This is a genomic window from Blautia sp. TM10-2 (assembly GCF_003480845.1).
In the GTDB taxonomy this organism is placed as follows: Bacteria; Bacillota; Clostridia; order Lachnospirales; family Lachnospiraceae; genus Fusicatenibacter; species Fusicatenibacter saccharivorans.
This window is the reverse complement of the sequence record NZ_QUJZ01000017.1, coordinates 83,899-102,193: the sequence shown is the minus strand read 5'-3', so window position 1 is coordinate 102,193 and position 18,295 is coordinate 83,899. Positions and strand designations below refer to the sequence as shown.

Genomic DNA, 18,295 nt, shown 5'->3' with positions numbered 1-18,295 from the left:
TACTTATTCAGAACTTTCGAGGATGTGTTTCACTGTTTAATTATCAAGGATCTCTGCCGTTCCGACTCGGATCAGCTCGTTTATTTTATCACAGAGCTTTTCATTTGTCAAGAACTTTTTTAATTAATTTTTTTGAAGCTCTTTCGAACTCCCTGAGAACGTTTTGTTCTCTGCCGTTCTCTCGATCAGCAACTCGTTTATTCTATCAAACTCATTTGCTTTTGTCAAGAACTTTTTTCAAGTTTTTTTGAAGTAGTTTTGCAACCCGCGGCAGCCACCCGGCTCCGAACTAGGTTTTTCTGTTTCAAAAGAACTCATTCACTGTAGCTCTCGCTGACAGCTTAGTTATAATAACACCCCCGAAAGCAAAAGTCAACACCTTTTTTCGAATTTTCTTATTTTTAGAAAAATACGGTCAATTCTGCATATTCAGTATTTTATCTGACTATTTCTTTTTTTACTCCATCATCAAAATCTTTTTCGGCTGATATCGTACAATCTGGTATACCATAACCATAGAAGAAGCCAGCACAACCCCCATTCCACAAAGATACAATATTATAATCTGCTGTGTCTTAATTGCAGCCTGCACACCGTTCGAAAGATCTACAGCTATTTTTATCACATTCGCCAAAGGATAAGAAAAAATTACCCCCGCTGTAATTGCCAGCAATACCGGGCAAAAAGATTCCATCAACATCTGCAGCATAATCCGCATCTTTGTTTCTCCAACAGAAAGAAGAATGCCAATCTCAAACATGCGATCCCGCAAATTCATAAGAATCAAAAAACTTAATGTGATAGTTCCAAGGATTACGGAAACTATCACCATGAGATTCGAAATCCCTGCCAGGCTCTTCAGGCTGTCGGCCACCGCTTTATAAGCTGAAACATTTACCGTATAGTCCATATCATATTCTTCTTTGATATATTCCGGCATTTTTTTCGCATCTTCAGCAAACGCTCTTCCTTCTTCCGGGTCCTTCAACTGCAATGTAATTTCTTTTACATTATCATTTTCATTCATCTCATAAACTGGTGTATCCAGGGTATAGATAGCATTTGCTGGGTTATTATATACCACATTTCCACTGTAAGCTGCCTCGTTCGTACTGTAAATACCACTGATTTTAAATGTATACCGCTCCTTTGTGTATGGTGAAAGAACAGCTATGGTATCTCCTATTCCCAGTCCATTCCGTTCCGCAATCCCATCACTGACTACCGCTTCTTCTGCATTCTGCGGTACATGTCCCGAAATCAGTGTAACTACAGAAGAAACAGAACTAAAATACTCGACAGGATCAGATGATCCCTCCACATAAATATTTTCTGTTCCATTTTCTTCCTGTCCGTCCATAATTTCAGCTGTAAAGTTATCCGCCAGAGCAGCTGTCACCGTATTACAGCTGCCAAACCGAATTCTTTCATCAGCGCAGAGTTCCAAATATTTTTGATGTGAAATCGAATTCACACCGCGCGGCTCTTCACTGTATATCTGACGCTCATTCGATACAAGCACGCTTCCTCCGATGCTCGTCCGAATCTCCCATATCCGTTCCCGACTTGCCGCGCGGATACATAAGCCAAACAGGATCAGGATGGATAAAATCAGGAAACTTAAAAACATCAGAATTGTATTTTTTTTATGATAAGAAATACTGCGAAATGCTCTTTTGATCCAGTTCATAAAAACTTTCCCTCCCCCTCATGTTTAATCCTGCAATTTTTTCTTTTCCAGCCGTACCACCACATCTGCCTCCGCGGCAAATGCTTCCGAATGTGTAACTGCTATTACACATTTCTTATCTTCATGAGCCAGCTCTTTGAAAATTTTCACAATGCCAGCCGCCGTATCAACGTCCAGATTTCCCGTCGGCTCATCCGCAAGAATCACCTCTGCATTTGTCGAAATCGCACGCGCAATCGCTACGCGCTGCTGTTCGCCTCCTGAAAGTTTATTGATATTGCGGTTCATCTGATCTTCTGTAATTCCCATTCGTGTCAGAAGTTCCCGCGCCCGTTCTTTTTTGTTTTTAATCGGATTTGACGTAATTTCCATTGCCGCCAGCACATTCTCCAGCGGGGTCAGATAAGGCAGCAGATTATACGCCTGAAACACAATTCCAATCTTGCTGTTTCGATATCTTGTATAGCCAATTTCCCGGATATCTTTTCCTTCAAAGCACACGCAGCCGCTCTTAGGTTCTTCCAGCGCACCCGCCAAAGTCAGCGTCGTTGTTTTCCCCGATCCAGAAGGACCAACAATCGTGTAAAGAGTACCCTTCTCAAATGAATAGCTGGCTTTATCCAAAATATCAATTCTCTTTCCGCCGCTCTCGTAAAAATAGCTTACCTCTTTTAATTCCAGTTCTGCCATATTGTTCCTTTCTACTATAATCTAGTCGCCTCTACATTTTTCCAGTTCTCACTTCCGTAAGAAACCCATCTTTTACCAAATATACTTTATCAAATTTTTCCAGTTTATCATAATGATGTGTAATAAAAATCACAGATTTTTCCGGCATTTCTTCTGTTATAATTTTATAAAGATATTCATTGGCTTCTACATCAAATCCACTGGACGCTTCATCAAAAAGCATAACCGGCGCATCTTTCAATAGTGCCCGTGCAACCACAAGCTTTTGTCTTTCTCCTCCTGAAAGAAATGCTCCATCATCTCCTATTTGTGTTTTTTCTTTTTCTGGAAAACGTTGCAAGTATTTTTTCACGCCACTTTTCCTTAGTACCTCATTCAGTTTTTGTCTGTCTGCTTTCCCCTCCAAATCTATATTCTGCACAATGTCCCCCAAAAACAACGCTGATTTCTGACTCACAACAGAAAAAAGGCTTCGGTATTCTGATAATTTTAGCACTTTTATATTTTCACCATTACATAAAATTTCTCCTTCTTCCGGTTCATAAAATCGTAATAGTAATTCCAAAATTGTTGATTTTCCACTTCCATTTTTTCCAATAATAGCCACTTTTTCTCCCGGCTCAAGTTTAAAAGATACTTTCTTTAACACTTCCCTATCCTTTGTATACTGAAATCTCACATTTTTAAATTCTAATATTGGCGAAATCTCTTTTTCCACTCTTTTACTTCCACTTCGTTCCTCTTCCATATTCAAAAATGTATAAAGTCGTTCAGCGGACGGTTTGACACTTGCAAAATGCATACGCAGATCAATTAAACTATTTACCGGTCTTGTAACATAACTAGAATAAGAAACAAAAGCAAAAACTGAACCTATGGAAATTTTTCCCACGAACACCAAATATCCACCAACTAAATAAATAAGAATTGTTACACCCCACTCTAAAACAGCATCCCCAAAAATATTCCATGTCTCAATCATGGTTCCTTTCATTTCAACCGCTAACGATTTACAAATCTGTTTTAAAAATTCGCATTTTCTTAATTCATATAGATTCCACAATTTAATTTCTTCCACAGTATTAATTGTATCGCCAAGCCATCCTCCAAATTGTTGCTCAACTTGAATATACATTTTCATGTTTTTCTCACGCTTTTTAGCAAGACATTTTACTAACACGTATTTCACTGGAATTACTATCACTACAATGCATAACAGTTCAGGACTCAACAGCATAAGTCCAGCAAGTCCACTAATTACACGAAAAACATACGAAAAGCTCATCACTACATATCTATCTGTCATAGACGCAACCTGAGATACATCGCATTGTAACATTTGCACTATTTCCATACTATTTTTCATTTGAAAATAATGTTTTTTTAAATGCAATAATTTTCGAAATACATTGCAATACAAGTTCTTATAGAATGAATTATGTATTTCTGCAAAAGTTTTTGCCTGCACAACTTCAATCATTAAATATACCAGCACACAAACAAATAAACCGGCTACTCCATTAACAATTTGGGGCATATTTTTTTCGAGTATTCCGATGTCTGTGATCTGTTTTATCAATAATGGTTGCAGAAATACAGTTACTGTAGAAACAATAGTGCTTATACTCAAAATACCTATTTCTTTTTTATATTTGAGTAACTCTTTTAAAAAATATAAACATTTATTATTCTCTATTATTTTCTTCATTGTTCACAAATATAATATTTTTAATCCTTTAAGCAAACACTGATTCCTATTAGTCCAACCATACACACCCCAAGAAATATGTCCATCCAGACTATTTTCCCACTTTGCTTTTCTCCACTCGAAGGAGCCTTAAAAAATACTTTTTCAAAGCCTGTATCATTTTTATCAAAATATTTTTGTCCTATAACCTCTTCTTTCGTTTCATTCTCCTTCTTCTCAAGCCAATACTGGATCGAAATTTCCTGCATTTCTTCACCACCATATTCGGCTCTTTGATTATCTTTTGCAAGTTCTTCCGCTATTTTTCCGCCAAAAATCTTCATCGCACTATCTTGACTTTCTTCATAGGGTTTTCCAGCTCCCAAAAATAAAAATTGTCCTACTTTCTCCACGCTATCTGGAATCCGTATTTTTGACAAAGAAGAGCAATACATAAAGGCATTATCACCAATGCTCTCTAAACCATCATAAAAATAAATCTGTGTGATTCTAGTTCCCTGAAATGCGCTTTTTCCTACCTTTTTTAGTGTTTTTGGCATTACAATGCTGATAAACCCAGCAGTTGTATCACTGTACTGACCATCTTCCGCAAAGGCAGATTCCCCGATTTCAACAATGCCTTCGGATATCTGCACTGCCCGAAGATCCGTTTTTCTCAAAAAGCAGGAATCTCCGATTCTCGTCACTTCTTTCCCACCTACTTCTTTCGGTGTGACAATCACGCTTTCCGTCCCGATATAGTTTCGTAAAGTTACAGTTTCATCTTCTTCCACGCTATACTGGTAATCTCCCTCTTGGAGCCAGTCTGCCTGTAGCGAAACCTGTGTCGTTCCAGATTCCACTGCAAAAACGTCTTCCCGCCATACCAGCACCAGAACCATCGCTACGATCATTATCATTCTTTTTTTCTTCATGAACACCTACTTTCTGTCCAGCAATATAGATGCCGGGCTTTCTCTAGTTATTTTGCCGACTTGCAGAATTAATATCAAAAGGAAAAGATCTAAAATACCAAGAATCATCCCCGTCATGATTTTCCAGTTCCACTCAATGGACAAATCCGTATCAACAGTTACTCCCGTTGATTCATACGCAGCTATTTCGCTTGTCGGGAGCGCGTTTTTAATATTTCCCGACAGATCTTCATTTTCCTGCTCCACTTTCTCAGCCTGATTCGAAATCATCCGATCTGCGAAATACTCTGCTGTTGGTGTCGCACACAGCGCCGCAAAAACCAGGGCAATCAAAACCGGAACCAAATTCTCCAAAACGAACTGTCCTAAAATCCTTTTTCTGTGTTCCCCCATCGAAAGTAAAATTCCAATCTCACGTTTTCGCCCTTTGACTGACAGGCTGGTCAGAATGCCGAACAGTAAAATTCCGGCAGTCACAAATCCTACGATCATATATCCTATCAGACGATTCAATTTTTCAACAGGTTTCGCAACCATCTCATACCATTCCTTGTTTCGAATCAACTGATAGGACCATTCTCCAGATTCCAAATCCTGCTGTGATATTACCATTGGCTTTACGCTGGAACGTATTCCATTTTCATCGGTCTGTACAACATCATCCACACTTCCTATTTTTATTTTGTTTTTTGTTTCTTCTATGAATGGTTCAACTGATTTTGTATCTTTCAAATAGACCGTAACTGTATTAAATCCCACATTTTGAATTTTTAATGCTTTCATAGAATACTCGCAGAAAATATCCAGTGGAATAAAAATTAAATTATTGTGCCAGTCATTCACAACGGAATCGGACTGATAAACCTCTGGAGTTCTGTAAATGCCTCGAATTTTGAAACTAATTTCTTCCGGGGCACTTACTTTATAGTATTCGATCGTTCCCTGCTCCATTTTATATTTAACAGTATCGCCCACATGGAGATGATTTTTTTCGGCGTATTTTTCTCCTACCACAGCTTCGTATTTGCCCCGTTCTCCGTAGCTCAGTCCGCTTCCTTCCACAATCCTGTAACCCTTTGCCAGAAAATAGGTATCGTATGCGCAGTCCAGTGTTCCAACAGCCGTCATCGTATACATGCCTGAATCTTTCAGATAACCTTTTAGGCGCTGTTGTGTCTCCTCGCTGATATATGTTTCCGTATCCACCGGATCAAGCCAATATGTTCCCGCTTCCATGGTGTACCCCTGAACATAATTGCTGTCAATGAACTTTTCTACGATTGCGGACGGGATCGCATATACAGTACATGATTTTCCAGCTTCTCCCTCGGCCGGCCCGCGCAGAGTAATAGAGTTGGCCAATGTTTCCTGTGCTCTTTTCACTTTATTTCCACTTGCAATTCCAATCATCAGCATAGAAAATATCGCCAGGAAAAGTACTAAAAACAGTATGATATACATCAATGTTTTCGCAGGAGTACTTCTTAATTTTCTGCTTGCTCTTTTCAACATATTCTTTCTTCCCCCTATATATTTCAAAATGCGACAAGCTTATGTTTAATTTTCAAGTGTCCAAATAATCCTATCGCTCAATTTTTCTATTTGAGAATCACTTTTAATATCAACAACTGATATTTTTTTCAAATGCTCAAAATCCCTTTCCTTGTCAATTAATTTTAAAAAACACATCTTTTTTTGTTCAAAACTCGCATCCATATCAATTGCAAATTCTGATATTCCAATATCATTAATTGTAATATCATATCTTTTTTGAACCTCATCTTTAACATGACTAATAAACGCTTCTTCATAGCGCATATATGGTAGCATCAAAACACTATAATCTGGTTCTATTGCACACATAAACAATTGTGTAGTAATGCCAAAATCATTAGAATATTGTGGATTAAACGAGAGACATGCTCCTGGTATCCCAACAATTACAATATCATAATCTTGTTCTAACCGCTTTACAGCCGCATTTATATTTATAATTATCTCTTCATTCCTATTTTTCCCATTTAAATATTTCTTTTCAAAGCAAAATGTATCTTTCCCAATTAATCCATTTAATCCAGAAACAATTGCTGCAACTTTATATCCTTTTTGTTTCAAACATTTTTGCAGTTCTAATTCCATTTTCAATTTTCCACTATTTTGTGTCAAACCCAAAACGCAAATAACCGGAATATTTATCTTTCTTACTCTTAAATCGTCACACTTTTTTTGAATTTTTAATTTTTTAGCAACAACGACATTTTCATAATGCTGATCTATCTCTAAACTGTTCCTGATATTATTAATAGAAACTATCGTTATGGATTTCTGCTTTGCTGTTTTCACCACGCTCTTTATATATTCAGGCGATGCATCGTGCCAACTTTCAAGAAGAATTAACACTTCACATTCTTTTATAATATTACCTATTCCCTCCTCTATTATTATCTCACTACCATCACAACGTTGAATTTTTTTCCCGCAAAGTCCCCATGCTTTTATTGAAGCAATATGCATAATTTCACCATATCTACATTCATGTATGTTCTCAAATAGTGTTATACTTTCTTGATCTACCGGAAATATACCTACTCTTTTTAACATTTTCATTCATACTCCTCAAATTTATAACCAAGTTCTTTTAAAGTACAGTAATTTTTCATTGCCTCTTCAAATCCCCCTCTAACCTTCCAGCAATGTTTTTCTATTTCTTTATTTGAAATATTTTTAGTGTCATCTGCACATGCTATACAAATTGTGCAATGTTGATATGCCCAACAATCCTTACACCGGTCTTGCGAATATCGTTCTATATTTAGCAAATTTAACACTTTGTTTTTATCTATTCCTTTTTTTATATCACCTATTTTGGAAACTTCTGATATTTCACTCACTCGCTCACACGGATATATATTTCCTTCTGCTGTTACAAAAATTTTTTTCGCGCCTGGAATACAGGGACCACTATGATGATTTACCTTTGAAATCTCTTCTTGCATTTTTTCCTCATGTTGTTTAATTTCTCTCATTTCATTATCAAATTCTTCTTTTACTGCTCTAGCCACAAATTTTTCATTAATTCGTTTTAATTTTGAAAGAAAACATTTAAAATATTCATATTCCTGTTCTTCAACAAATTCTCCGCTAAATTCACATTGTTTATCCGTATAATTATCATTCAAAACAGATATTCTACTCAAATTTTTCGAAATCAGCCTATCTTTATCCAAAAACTCATATATTGTTCTTAACTCATTTTGGGGATCTAACACTGTGTTGAAAGACACATTTTTTTTATAATATTTTCTGTCCATACTATATATCATTTTCATGCTATCTCTCAATTTTTCAAATGATCCTCTATTACTTCCTGCAAATATTCTATTTTTATCGTGCACTTCTTTAGGCCCATCCAAACTAAACATAATTTGTATATTATTTTTAATAAAATACTGAACAATTTCTGGTGTAAACAACGTTCCATTAGTGGTCAAATTAAAATGTACCGTTCTTTGGCAATATTCTCTCTTCACATACTCAACTACTTCTTTTATCAATCTGAACATTAATAATGGCTCTCCGCCATAAAATGATATATATATGTCTTCGCTAGACATCGAATGCCCATACAAATAATCTACTGCTTCTTTTGCAGTTTCCCAGCTCATTTCTTTTTGACTATGATTTCTATTTTTGTAATCACCAGAATAAACACAATAACTGCAACGCAAATTACATTTTTGTGTCACTTGCAAAACTAACTGATTCATTCTATTTTCTAAATAAGATTCTAAAAAGTCCGTAGCAAAATGTTTTACCTCTTCTACCCGCGTTCTTTTCAAATATCCTTCATTTATTAGCTTTTCTATTTCTCTTTCCGCTTTTTCATCCCAAATATTGTTTTCCAAAAAATTATATGTTTCGAAAGACACCTGAATAATTTTATCAGTATTCACATCATATACATAATATTCTTTTGCAGTTTTGAAACAATGAATAAATGGTTTATGCATGTTCTTTTCCTCTTGTTTTATATGCTATTTCTTTGTTAATCAATTTTATTATGTCATCAAATGTATCAAATTTTCCAGCCACAATATCTTTTTCCTTAAAATGAATATCAAATTCTTTTTCTAACTCCACATATACATTTATCAAATCTCTTGCGCTGAATTTTAGATCATTTCCTAAAAGCTTTTGATTTTTCCAGTCTTTTTTCTGTTCTAAATTTCTATATTTCTTTAATATATCTTTCACTTTTTCTTCTATCATTTCTATTCTCTTTCATCAAATCTACTATTGTCAGCATTTTTACTCTACAACAAACATATCAACATTTTAACAAACGCTATTTCAAAGGATCTATAATACTTCTAGCCATATTCTTAAACGATTTTTTATAATGCTTAAATCAACTTTTAAACTTATCCTCTAATTAAAATGAGGACTACCACTAATTAACACTGTAGCAACCCTCATCTTTCTTACATTTTAGTGATTAGCATTAGATCCAAATACACTTGTGTATAACTGATTCTGCGCCTGAGCTTTCTGAACATAGGCAGACCCACACGTAGAAAAGCATGTGCATGAACACGGTCCATTTGCATAAACACTCACATTATTTCTTCCCTTATGTTCTTTCTTTTTAAGCGTTTTCTTCATTTGAATACCTCCCTTCGAGCATAATTTTATTACCCATTGCGATCGCAAAAGTAATCCAGTAAATTTTAGTCGTCTAAAAGTTGCATTATTATCCATTTATATGCGTTATAACAATTTTCAAACTGCATTTGCTCCATCCTTGTTTTCACATTCCATCCTTTTTTATCAAAAACCTCAAAATCTATCAAACTATTACTTTCAAATATATTTTTATCCGTTTGAATAATAAGCACATCTGGATTGTATATTGTATTTACTGCCATTATTAACGTCTCTGTCACATTCCCATGCGTATAAAATTCTAATGGAATTTCTGCCACGCAAGACTCTTTTAGGTTCTTTTCTGATGTTAATACTATACACTCATAGTCTTCCTTCCCAAAACACTCATATAACAACTTTGCCCCAATAACAGTACGTGTTAAAATTATCGGAATTGACCACGCTTTATTATTCACAATCCCATTCCATTCCAATTCTTTTTCATAGATACATTTGTTTATATGATTCATAATAAATTTTTTTGCATCTTGGTATGAACCTTTTTTATTTTTCCTTAAATAACATATCAAAAGCACAGTAATAATCGGAGCTGCAAAACTATTTGATTTGTATTCTTTCCCAACAATCTTCTTTAAAACGTCATCAAAATTTAACTGTATCGAATTCATTTCCGAAAAAGGAAATGATTTAGACACCGAAATTTCTTTTTCCTGCAATTTAGCAATATAATTTCTTACCCCGAAAACCCCATCAAAGCATGCCGGCCATGTAGGAAAGTTTGTATTTGATAGCGCTGCACATAATATCATTTTATTAGAAACCATTTGTTTTATAATATTTTCTATCTTTTTTGCATCTATATAATTTGTTGTTCCAACACTCATATGCACAAGTTTTATCTTTTCTTTTAAGCACCATTCTAACGCCGCTTTGAATGAATCAATGCTACCTCTTTCCCCTGTTTCCATAATTTTTATAGAGATAAATTCTACCTCTGGGCAAAAATATTTGATGATACTATAACACTTATCGCCATGTGTTAGTTTATATCTCTTTCTAAACAGATTATCTTTTTTTTCAGAATTGCACAAAACAACTTTTTTATTCTCATCAACATAGTATTCATTCTCACTCAGAAACAGTCCCCCTGCTGTCCCGTCATCTATAATTACATATTTTCCATCGTTTTTTTTATTTTTCATATGCAAATAGTCTTGTTCAGCTTTTCTTTTTCGTCTACATACTTACATTATATCTATATTTCTTCTTTTTTCAATGTGCTTTTTGTACATATTTTCAGTTTTTATTCATTATAAATTCACATAAATATTTTTTTCACAAAAACATGTAATTTTTTTTATATAAATACGTATATTTATAGATATTTCTTTTCATATCAGTTCAACCCCCATATTTTCCACAACTCTCAACTTTTTCCACTAATATCCTATTTGTTCTTTCATTTCCATTCTTATCCCCTTCTATCTAGCAGATTCTTCCGCTCTCAACTTCAGAGAAAAAGCGGTCGGCGTGTGGGCGGCGGATGCGGTGGGAGGGGAGAAACGTGCCGGGGCGCGGGGCATTGATTTGGGTGGGAGCGGAACCTGACGCGGACGGGACGGAACGGGGGAGATGAAATCCGGCTCACAAAGCCGGATTTCAAGAGACACTGAGTCGGGAAAACATCAGTTTTCCTGACGAATTGTCTCGGTGCTCCCCCGTTCCGTCCCATCCACGCCAAGGTCTCCGCCCCACCCAAATCACAGCCCCGCACCCCGGCACGTTTCTCCCCTCCCACCGCATCCGCCGCCCACACGACGCCCGCTTTTCCTCGTCCCCCCTCCCACCAAAAAACGGCCCCACAAGGAACCGTTTTTTCTCATCTTATAATACATTCTTCAACAGCATCAGCACCGGATTATTCTCCCGAATCCATGCCAGCGCCATATCGCCCTGGATCTGCTTCATGCATACATTCCCCCAGTGTGTCGCCTGAAAGCAGTACACCACCGCAAAGAAAATCCAGATCCACAGCACCGCACGCACGACACCAAGTCCTGCTCCTCCCATGCGGTTCAAAAAGCTGATCCCCGGAATCTCCGCAATCAATTCCACAATTTTCACCGCAATCGTCACGAAAACAACGGCAAGCACCAGCGTCAGAAAGAAAGCAATCCCTTTCATAATCTTTTCCGATACCGCCTTCGCCGCGTAGGATGCCAAACTGTGCAGCTGTTCCTCCTGGTACTCCCGCACCGCGCCGCTTCCGAGAATCTGGTTCACCAGCTCCTCCGGCACGCCCATGCTCTCCAGCCATTTCTTCTGCACATCCTGGTTTTCCCCCGACAGAAATTCATTGTTTTCAAATGTCTCTAAGCATTTCTTCTCCACATACTGCGGCAGCTCCGTCCGCTCATTCAGCACATCCGTCACATACGGATTCATCCAGATCGCCAGTCCTGTCACCAGAATCAGGGACACCATGGACAGCACTGTCCGGACCAGCCCCTTTCGATATCCAGCCAGCGCGGAAAGAATACACACCGCAAGTAATACGTATCTCAGCCAATTCATGTTTTTCTTCTCCTATTTCAGCCGGATCATCGAAACGCCGTCCTCCTCCGCGAGCAGATACCGGTTCTGCCCCATGCCGAGGATCTCGTGAATCTGTGTTTCGCTGACCACGCCGCTGTACTTCTTTCTTCCATTTAAGGTATATACACACAGCTCCTGCCGGTTCGTCAGCAGAATCTGTTTTTCTTCTATCTGAAGGTTCTGGTAATAGAAATCCAGATTTTCATCCGCAAGCTGCTTTCCTTTCAGATTGTAGATTTTCATCCGGTAAGGATGATCGTCACTCTCCCCGCGCAGAATCAGAACCACGCGGTCGTCCGCATACGCGCAGCTTAAAATTTCTCCATCTTCCGATACGCTCACCGTTTCCTTCGGCTTGTTTGTTCCTTCATAAACGCGGAAGCCGTTGTCAAAGAAGGCAACCCATGAGGATGTTCCCGCGGTTTCGATCTGTGGGCACAGCATATCGGTGTAGCTCGATGAGCTTGCAAGATTGTCCACCAGATCCTCGCCCCTGCTTCCGAAATTGTAGAAAGCGACCTGTGATTTCATCTTGCCGCCGTCTTCGTAAGCGTAGGAAACCGCCATCCAGAGTCCGTCCGCAGAAAGTGAGAGATCCATCGGATAGCCCGGGCTGTCCATGTTCGGGTGAGAGGAGGCGATCTCCGTTCCATCGGTATTATAGTATTTGATCCAGCTCTCCCCGTTGTTTTCCAGAATCGCCGCAACGACGCCCTGGCCTGCAATGGATGCTTTCACGATCGGATACGACGCGGTAATTTCGCCGGCCTTTCCATCGGCATCGTATACAACAATTTTGGTTCCGTTTTTATCGTAAATGGCAATTGCATCGCCGCAGGATATCATCTGCGGATTTTCCATGGTATAATGATCGCTCCAGAGGGTCTGATTTTTCCGGTCGCGCAGTTCGATGCCGTCGATACCGTAGCGCACGATCTTATTTCCGGATTTCTGAAACATATACGTATCGATGTCCTCGGTCTCTGTTGCCTGTACTGTGTCGTATCCCTGAAAAGTACGCAGCTGAAGCCATACCCCTGTACCAATTCCGGCCGCGAGAATGGCTCCTGCAAGGATTCCAACGGTGATCCGGCGTCTGCGTTTTCTTTTTCTGTTTTCTGCTTTATACTCCTCAAGATCCCGGACTTTTGCTCCGTTCTCCTGTTCTTCTCTGTTTTTTCCGTCCATTTTCATTCCCCTTATGTTCTTTTCGGACTTATTTTCTGCCGCCCTTTCGGCCGCAGTTTGATTCCGCTCTAGTGTACCATATTTTTCTCTATTTTGGGAGGTATATTTTCTGCCCCGCATATATGAGATCTTCCACCGCGATCTGGTTCAGTTCGCAGATATCTTTCACTCTGCTCATCGTTCCGTAATATCTCTCACTGATTTTCGAGAGGCTGTCCCCCTTCTGTACGGTGTACTCCTGCCAGACCTGTGCGGCGGTTTCTGCCGTCTCACTGCCGGAAGCAGTTCCCGGGGCGGACGATGGCTCTGCTCCCGGTGCTGGATCTGTCTGCGCCGTACCGGTATTGTTCTCCGCTGCACCAGTCTGCTCCCCGCCGGATGTGCTTTGCTCTCCGCTGCCTGCCGGATCCGTTCCGGATAAATTCTGCTCCTCACTTACCGCCGCGCTCCCGCTCTCATTTTCCGTTTCCAGTTCCGTTCCTGTGCTTTCCGGCGTCGAAGTATTTTCCCCTGTGTTTCCCTCTTCCGCCGCTGATGCTTCCGCTGCACTCTCCGCCGTCTGTGTCTTCTCTCCCTGTACGTTTCCCGCCACTGCTACCGTCTGCTCCTTTGTTTTCCCCGGAAACGGCAGCGCATCTCCGTATTTCTGCGTCACCGTTACAAGAAGCGCCGCAGCCGCGCATGCTGTCATCGCATAGAGGATCGGCTTTCTGTGATCGTGTTCCGGCTCCTCCCCGCTCTTCTCCTCAATCATCTTCCGAAAATCGCTGACCGCGCGGTCGGGCACGCTCTCTCCGTTTTCGATCGACCGGTTCTGATTCTGATCGATCAGATACGACTGCATCGGCTCATTCTTTTCATAATAAATGTAAAAGCCTCCCGTGCTCCGCAGGGTGCCGCCCTCGTACGTATAGAAGGTTTCCTCTTTTTCCTGTCCGTTGACGCGGAACAGCGTCTTGTCATTTCCGCCGAAGTGGTTCAGATGCGCTCGGATGATCTGTTCATTCAGATCCTCCCCGTATCCCGGAAGAGAAAGTGCCCAGCCGAGGATCTGCTGGTTTTTGAAATATTTTTCCATCACATCGTGGACCTCCGTCCATACTGCATCATCGAAGACCAGGTGATCCGGCGCCGGCTCCATCGTATGAATCGCGGCCGCGCTGCGGATAAAAAAGTAGGAAATTCCGTCCGCCCACTTAAATTCGCCGAACAGCATGGCGGCACGTCCCTCCGGTGCGGAAAAATATTTTTTCAGAAAGGTTCCGACATAATCTTCCAGATAAATCCGCTCCCTGCCGTTCGTATCACCGACCTGGCGGATATTTTTCGGCAGATGAAAGTATCCTTCGTTGCCGTTCGCCTGCTCTTTGTTTTCTTTATAGACAATCTCAATCATGCTTTTCACCCCTTTTTGCCTACTTTATCACGGATGTTCCGCGAAAAAGATCGTTTTGGGGCAGGGCTGTCACGGTTTTTTCCGACTGTTTTCCCGTTTTTCTGCACCGGAGGGCATGTCATGTTTTTTTCATTGCAGGAATAGTTTATACCATATACGGTTAAACTGTGGATGATTCTTCTGAAAGGCAGGTACCGGTCATGTTTCGAAAAAAAGACGCCGAAGTTTACTACATCAATGAGCGAAGCCGCAGCGCCAGCGAAGAGCTGGCGTCGCTGTTTTCTTACTGCATTCAAAAGGACGGACGCATGTTCCGTGAACTGGTATTTCTCTGCATCGGAAGCGACCGGATCACTGGGGATTCCTTAGGACCGCTGATCGGGTACCAGCTTTCGCCGTACTGCAGCCGCGTTTTTCATGTCTATGGAACGCTGGATGACCCGGTGCACGCCCTGAATCTACCGGACCGGATTTCGTACATCCATTCCCGCCACCCGGAGGCACTGCTCGTTGCGATCGATGCTTCGCTTGGTTCGCGGCGTCATCAGGGATATATCACGATCGGAAACGGGGCGATCCGGCCGGGCGCGGGGGCAGGGAAGACGCTGCCCGAGGTCGGGGATATTTTTATCACAGGCATTGTGAATGTATCGGGCAGTTTTGAACAGCTTCTTCTGCAGACAACCCGGCTTGCCACGATTTTCCATATGGCGGAATCCATCTCGCAGGGAATCCTGCTCGCCTGCCGGGAACTTGAGGCGGCCGGGACAAGCGAACTTCTGCTTTAAGAAAAACTGCAGACAACAAAACAGGCAGAGACCGCACCGTTTTCCGGTGTAGCCTCTGCCTGTTTTCTTTTGTCATTTATTTCGAAAAATCTTATTTACAGAACTCTTTTACCTGCTCGTAAACGCCCTCGCCGTCGAGTTTGTATTTTGCAAGAAGAGCGGCTGCCGGGCCGGACTCTCCGAAGACGTCCTGTACACCGATTTTCTTCACCGGAACCGGGCATTTCTCTGCCAGTGCGTCGCAGACTGCGCTTCCAAGTCCTCCGATCACCGAGTGCTCTTCTACGGTTACGACTTTGCCAGTCTCTTTTGCTGCTGCAACGATCAGCTCCTCATCCAGCGGTTTGATGGTGTGGATGTTGATGATCTTGGCATCAATGCCGTCTGCGGCAAGTTTCTCTGCTGCTTCCAGAGCGGAGCTTACGCAAAGGCCTGTTGCAACGATGGTGACATCCTTGCCTTCACGAAGAACAACGCCTTTTCCGAGCTCAAATTTGTAATCCGGTCTGTCGTTGATCACCGGCACTGCCAGACGTCCGAAACGAAGGTAAACCGGTCCGTTGTATTCATAAGCTGCTTTCACGCAGGCTTTTGCCTCTACATCATCTGCCGGGTTCAGGATGACCATGCCCGGGATGGTTCTCATCAGGGCGATATCCTCGTTGCACTGATGTGTTGCGCCGTCTTCTCCTACGGAAATTCCGGCATGGGTAGCACCGATTTTTACGTTCAGATGCGGGTATCCGATGGAGTTGCGCACCTGCTCAAACGCACGGCCTGCGGCAAACATCGCGAAGGTGCTTGCGAACGGAACGATGCCTGTGGTGGAAAGACCGGCAGCGATTCCCATCATATTACATTCTGCGATACCACAGTCGATGTGGCGGTCCGGATATGCTTTTTTGAACACACCGGTCTTGGTTGCTGCTGCAAGGTCAGCGTCGAGTACGATCAGATTGTCATGCTCTGCGCCAAGTTCAACCAGTGCATTACCGTAACTTTCTCTTGTTGCGATTTTCTTTACTTCTGACATAACGCTTCACCTGCCTTTTCCAGTTCTGCCATAGCAATTGCGTACTCTTCATCGTTCGGAGCTTTTCCGTGCCAGCCTACCTGGTTCTCCATGAAGGAAACGCCTTTTCCTTTTACGGTCTTTGTGATGATGGCGGTCGGCATGCCTGTTACGGTGCGCGCCTCATCAAATGCAGCTTTCAGCTGATCGAAATCGTTGCCGTCCGCTACGTTGATTACGTGGAAGTTGAATGCCTCGAATTTTTTGTCGATCGGGTACGGACTGTTGACATCTGCTACGTTTCCGTCGATCTGAAGTCCGTTGTTGTCTACGATCACAACGAGGTTGTCCAGATGTTTTGCTCCGGCAAACATGGCTGCCTCCCAGACCTGACCTTCCTGGATTTCACCATCGCCAAGAAGTGTATAAACACGAAATGCTTTGTTCTGCAGTTTTGCACCGAGTGCCATTCCGACTGCTGCGGAGATTCCCTGTCCGAGGGAACCGCTTGACATATCAACGCCCGGGATATGTTTCATATCCGGATGTCCCTGCAGGTAAGAGCCAAGGTGACGAAGGGTCAGCAGGTCTTCTTTCGGGAAGTAACCTTTTTCAGCCAGTGCTGCGTAGAGTCCCGGCGCTGTGTGGCCTTTCGAAAGTACAAAACGATCGCGGTCCGGATCTTTTGGATTTTTCGGATCCACGTTCATTTCTTCAAAATACAGATACGTGAAAATATCGGCTGCAGACAGAGATCCGCCCGGATGGCCGGCCTTTGCTGCATGAACGCCGCTGACGATCCCTTTGCGGATCTCATTGGCCGTCTTCTGAAGTTCTAACTTGTTCATGTCTTTTCTCCTTGTTTAGTTGGATCGGAATCAAAAGCTGGAAATATCGCTATTGTTCACTTCGTTCACAATACCATATTTCCAGCTTTTATGCAATCATGTTTAGGTCTTATTCGCCGAATACAGCTTTGTAGTCAGCCTGGAATTTTGCGATTCCGGCGTCGGTCAGAGGATGTTTGGTCATCTGCACGATTACGTTGTATGGAACAGTTGCAATGTCTGCACCAGCCAGTGCGCAGTCGGTTACGTGGATCGGGTTGCGGACGCTTGCTGCGATGATCTCGGTGTCGATGCCGGCTACGTCGAAGATCTCAACGATTTCACGGATCAGATCAACGCCGCGGGTGCTGATGTCATCGAGTCTTCCAAGGAATGGGGAAACATAAGTTGCACCTGCTCTTGCAGCCAGAAGTGCCTGGTTTGCGGAGAAGATCAGGGTTACGTTTGTCTTGATGCCCTCTGCGCTCAGAACTTTAACAGCTTTGAGTCCTTCTACGGTCATCGGGATTTTAACAACCATGTTTGGATGGATGGCTGCGATCTCACGGCCTTCTTTGATCATGCCTTCTGCATCTGTTGTGGTAGCTTTTACCTCGCCGCTGATCGGTCCGTCTACGATCTCGGTGATCTCTTTGATGACCTCTTTGAAGTCACGTCCTTCTTTTGCGATCAGGGACGGGTTGGTGGTAACGCCGCAGATAACGCCCATGTCGTTTGCTTTTTTAATGTCCTCTACTTTTGCTGTGTCGATGAAAAATCTCATGTTGTTTTTCCTCCCATATTCATACTTTCGTAAGGTTT

General features: G+C 41.6%; 16 protein-coding genes. 1 reads left to right on the top strand and 15 read right to left on the bottom strand.

The annotated features are described in order from the left end of the window. Positions 1-457: 457 nt before the first annotated feature. The 12 genes from DXD92_RS16235 to DXD92_RS16180 all read right to left on the bottom strand — a co-directional run bounded on the left by DXD92_RS16235 (position 458) and on the right by DXD92_RS16180 (position 14,846). Positions 458-1,690: an ABC transporter permease gene (locus DXD92_RS16235; protein ID WP_055226878.1), complete on the bottom strand. Its 1,233-nt coding sequence runs from the start codon at positions 1,688-1,690 to the stop codon at positions 458-460. A 24-nt stretch (positions 1,691-1,714) separates the two neighbouring features. Beyond that, complete coding sequence (locus DXD92_RS16230; RefSeq protein WP_055226876.1) at positions 1,715-2,380, bottom strand: ABC transporter ATP-binding protein; 666 nt, start codon at positions 2,378-2,380, stop codon at positions 1,715-1,717. Between the two features lie 31 nt (positions 2,381-2,411). Continuing rightward, positions 2,412-4,088: an ABC transporter ATP-binding protein gene (locus DXD92_RS16225; RefSeq protein WP_055226874.1), complete on the bottom strand. Its 1,677-nt coding sequence runs from the start codon at positions 4,086-4,088 to the stop codon at positions 2,412-2,414. A gap of 20 nt (positions 4,089-4,108) precedes the next feature. Continuing rightward, positions 4,109-5,002, bottom strand: coding sequence for a leucine-rich repeat domain-containing protein (locus DXD92_RS16220; protein ID WP_022463281.1), 894 nt, complete (start codon positions 5,000-5,002; stop codon positions 4,109-4,111). A gap of 6 nt (positions 5,003-5,008) precedes the next feature. Next, positions 5,009-6,418 carry an ABC transporter permease gene (locus tag DXD92_RS16215; RefSeq protein ID WP_158554998.1) on the bottom strand — a complete coding sequence of 470 codons (1,410 nt, stop codon included), beginning with the start codon at positions 6,416-6,418 and terminating at the stop codon, positions 5,009-5,011. A 141-nt stretch (positions 6,419-6,559) separates the two neighbouring features. Further along, entirely contained in the window at positions 6,560-7,603 is a 1,044-nt protein-coding gene (locus DXD92_RS16210) for a DUF1611 domain-containing protein (protein WP_055226872.1), read from the bottom strand. 2 nt (positions 7,604-7,605) lie between these two features. Then, on the bottom strand, positions 7,606-9,012 hold the full coding sequence (gene ccpM / locus DXD92_RS16205) for a Cys-rich peptide radical SAM maturase CcpM (protein ID WP_055265672.1): 1,407 nt from the start codon (positions 9,010-9,012) through the stop codon (positions 7,606-7,608). Continuing rightward, positions 9,005-9,271, bottom strand: a complete 267-nt coding sequence (locus tag DXD92_RS16200; protein WP_055226866.1) for a hypothetical protein — start codon at positions 9,269-9,271, stop codon at positions 9,005-9,007. Before DXD92_RS16200 ends, ccpM begins: the two co-directional genes overlap by 8 nt. A 458-nt stretch (positions 9,272-9,729) precedes the next feature. After that, positions 9,730-10,869: a hypothetical protein gene (locus DXD92_RS16195; protein WP_055226864.1), complete on the bottom strand. Its 1,140-nt coding sequence runs from the start codon at positions 10,867-10,869 to the stop codon at positions 9,730-9,732. A 682-nt stretch (positions 10,870-11,551) separates the two neighbouring features. After that, positions 11,552-12,241: a CvpA family protein gene (locus tag DXD92_RS16190; protein WP_055226862.1), complete on the bottom strand. Its 690-nt coding sequence runs from the start codon at positions 12,239-12,241 to the stop codon at positions 11,552-11,554. Between the two features lie 12 nt (positions 12,242-12,253). Next, entirely contained in the window at positions 12,254-13,450 is a 1,197-nt protein-coding gene (locus tag DXD92_RS16185) for a DUF5711 family protein (RefSeq protein ID WP_118641040.1), read from the bottom strand. Positions 13,451-13,538: 88 nt separating this feature from the next. Further along, positions 13,539-14,846 carry a LysM peptidoglycan-binding domain-containing protein gene (locus DXD92_RS16180; protein ID WP_226906423.1) on the bottom strand — a complete coding sequence of 436 codons (1,308 nt, stop codon included), beginning with the start codon at positions 14,844-14,846 and terminating at the stop codon, positions 13,539-13,541. A 200-nt stretch (positions 14,847-15,046) separates the two neighbouring features. Between DXD92_RS16180 and yyaC the strand changes: the two genes are divergently transcribed. Beyond that, positions 15,047-15,634, top strand: coding sequence for a spore protease YyaC (gene yyaC / locus DXD92_RS16175; protein ID WP_022463275.1), 588 nt, complete (start codon positions 15,047-15,049; stop codon positions 15,632-15,634). Positions 15,635-15,725: 91 nt separating this feature from the next. Here yyaC and DXD92_RS16170 read toward each other — a convergent pair whose 3' ends face one another. The 3 genes from DXD92_RS16170 to fsa form a co-directional block, all read right to left on the bottom strand. After that, entirely contained in the window at positions 15,726-16,667 is a 942-nt protein-coding gene (locus DXD92_RS16170; RefSeq protein ID WP_055219295.1) for a transketolase family protein, read from the bottom strand. Further along, positions 16,655-17,494 carry a transketolase gene (locus DXD92_RS16165; protein WP_055219293.1) on the bottom strand — a complete coding sequence of 280 codons (840 nt, stop codon included), beginning with the start codon at positions 17,492-17,494 and terminating at the stop codon, positions 16,655-16,657. The genes DXD92_RS16170 and DXD92_RS16165 overlap by 13 nt, the downstream gene beginning before the upstream one ends. 109 nt (positions 17,495-17,603) lie before the next feature. Continuing rightward, a complete protein-coding gene (gene fsa, locus DXD92_RS16160; RefSeq protein ID WP_022463272.1) occupies positions 17,604-18,257 on the bottom strand; it encodes a fructose-6-phosphate aldolase in 654 nt (217 codons plus the stop codon). Between the last annotated feature and the right edge of the window lie 38 nt (positions 18,258-18,295).

Coding starts and splice junctions, on each gene's coding strand:
- yyaC (WP_022463275.1), top strand. CDS start 15,047: ATGTTTCGAAAAAAAGACGCCGAAGTTTACTACATCAATGAGCGAAGC.
- DXD92_RS16220 (WP_022463281.1), bottom strand. CDS start 5,002: ATGAAGAAAAAAAGAATGATAATGATCGTAGCGATGGTTCTGGTGCTG.
- fsa (WP_022463272.1), bottom strand. CDS start 18,257: ATGAGATTTTTCATCGACACAGCAAAAGTAGAGGACATTAAAAAAGCA.
- DXD92_RS16185 (WP_118641040.1), bottom strand. CDS start 13,450: ATGGACGGAAAAAACAGAGAAGAACAGGAGAACGGAGCAAAAGTCCGG.
- DXD92_RS16225 (WP_055226874.1), bottom strand. CDS start 4,088: ATGAAGAAAATAATAGAGAATAATAAATGTTTATATTTTTTAAAAGAG.
- DXD92_RS16235 (WP_055226878.1), bottom strand. CDS start 1,690: ATGAACTGGATCAAAAGAGCATTTCGCAGTATTTCTTATCATAAAAAA.
- DXD92_RS16230 (WP_055226876.1), bottom strand. CDS start 2,380: ATGGCAGAACTGGAATTAAAAGAGGTAAGCTATTTTTACGAGAGCGGC.
- ccpM (WP_055265672.1), bottom strand. CDS start 9,012: ATGCATAAACCATTTATTCATTGTTTCAAAACTGCAAAAGAATATTAT.
- DXD92_RS16165 (WP_055219293.1), bottom strand. CDS start 17,494: ATGAACAAGTTAGAACTTCAGAAGACGGCCAATGAGATCCGCAAAGGG.
- DXD92_RS16195 (WP_055226864.1), bottom strand. CDS start 10,869: ATGAAAAATAAAAAAAACGATGGAAAATATGTAATTATAGATGACGGG.
- DXD92_RS16180 (WP_226906423.1), bottom strand. CDS start 14,846: ATGATTGAGATTGTCTATAAAGAAAACAAAGAGCAGGCGAACGGCAAC.
- DXD92_RS16210 (WP_055226872.1), bottom strand. CDS start 7,603: ATGTTAAAAAGAGTAGGTATATTTCCGGTAGATCAAGAAAGTATAACA.
- DXD92_RS16170 (WP_055219295.1), bottom strand. CDS start 16,667: ATGTCAGAAGTAAAGAAAATCGCAACAAGAGAAAGTTACGGTAATGCA.
- DXD92_RS16200 (WP_055226866.1), bottom strand. CDS start 9,271: ATGATAGAAGAAAAAGTGAAAGATATATTAAAGAAATATAGAAATTTA.
- DXD92_RS16215 (WP_158554998.1), bottom strand. CDS start 6,418: ATGCTGATGATTGGAATTGCAAGTGGAAATAAAGTGAAAAGAGCACAG.
- DXD92_RS16190 (WP_055226862.1), bottom strand. CDS start 12,241: ATGAATTGGCTGAGATACGTATTACTTGCGGTGTGTATTCTTTCCGCG.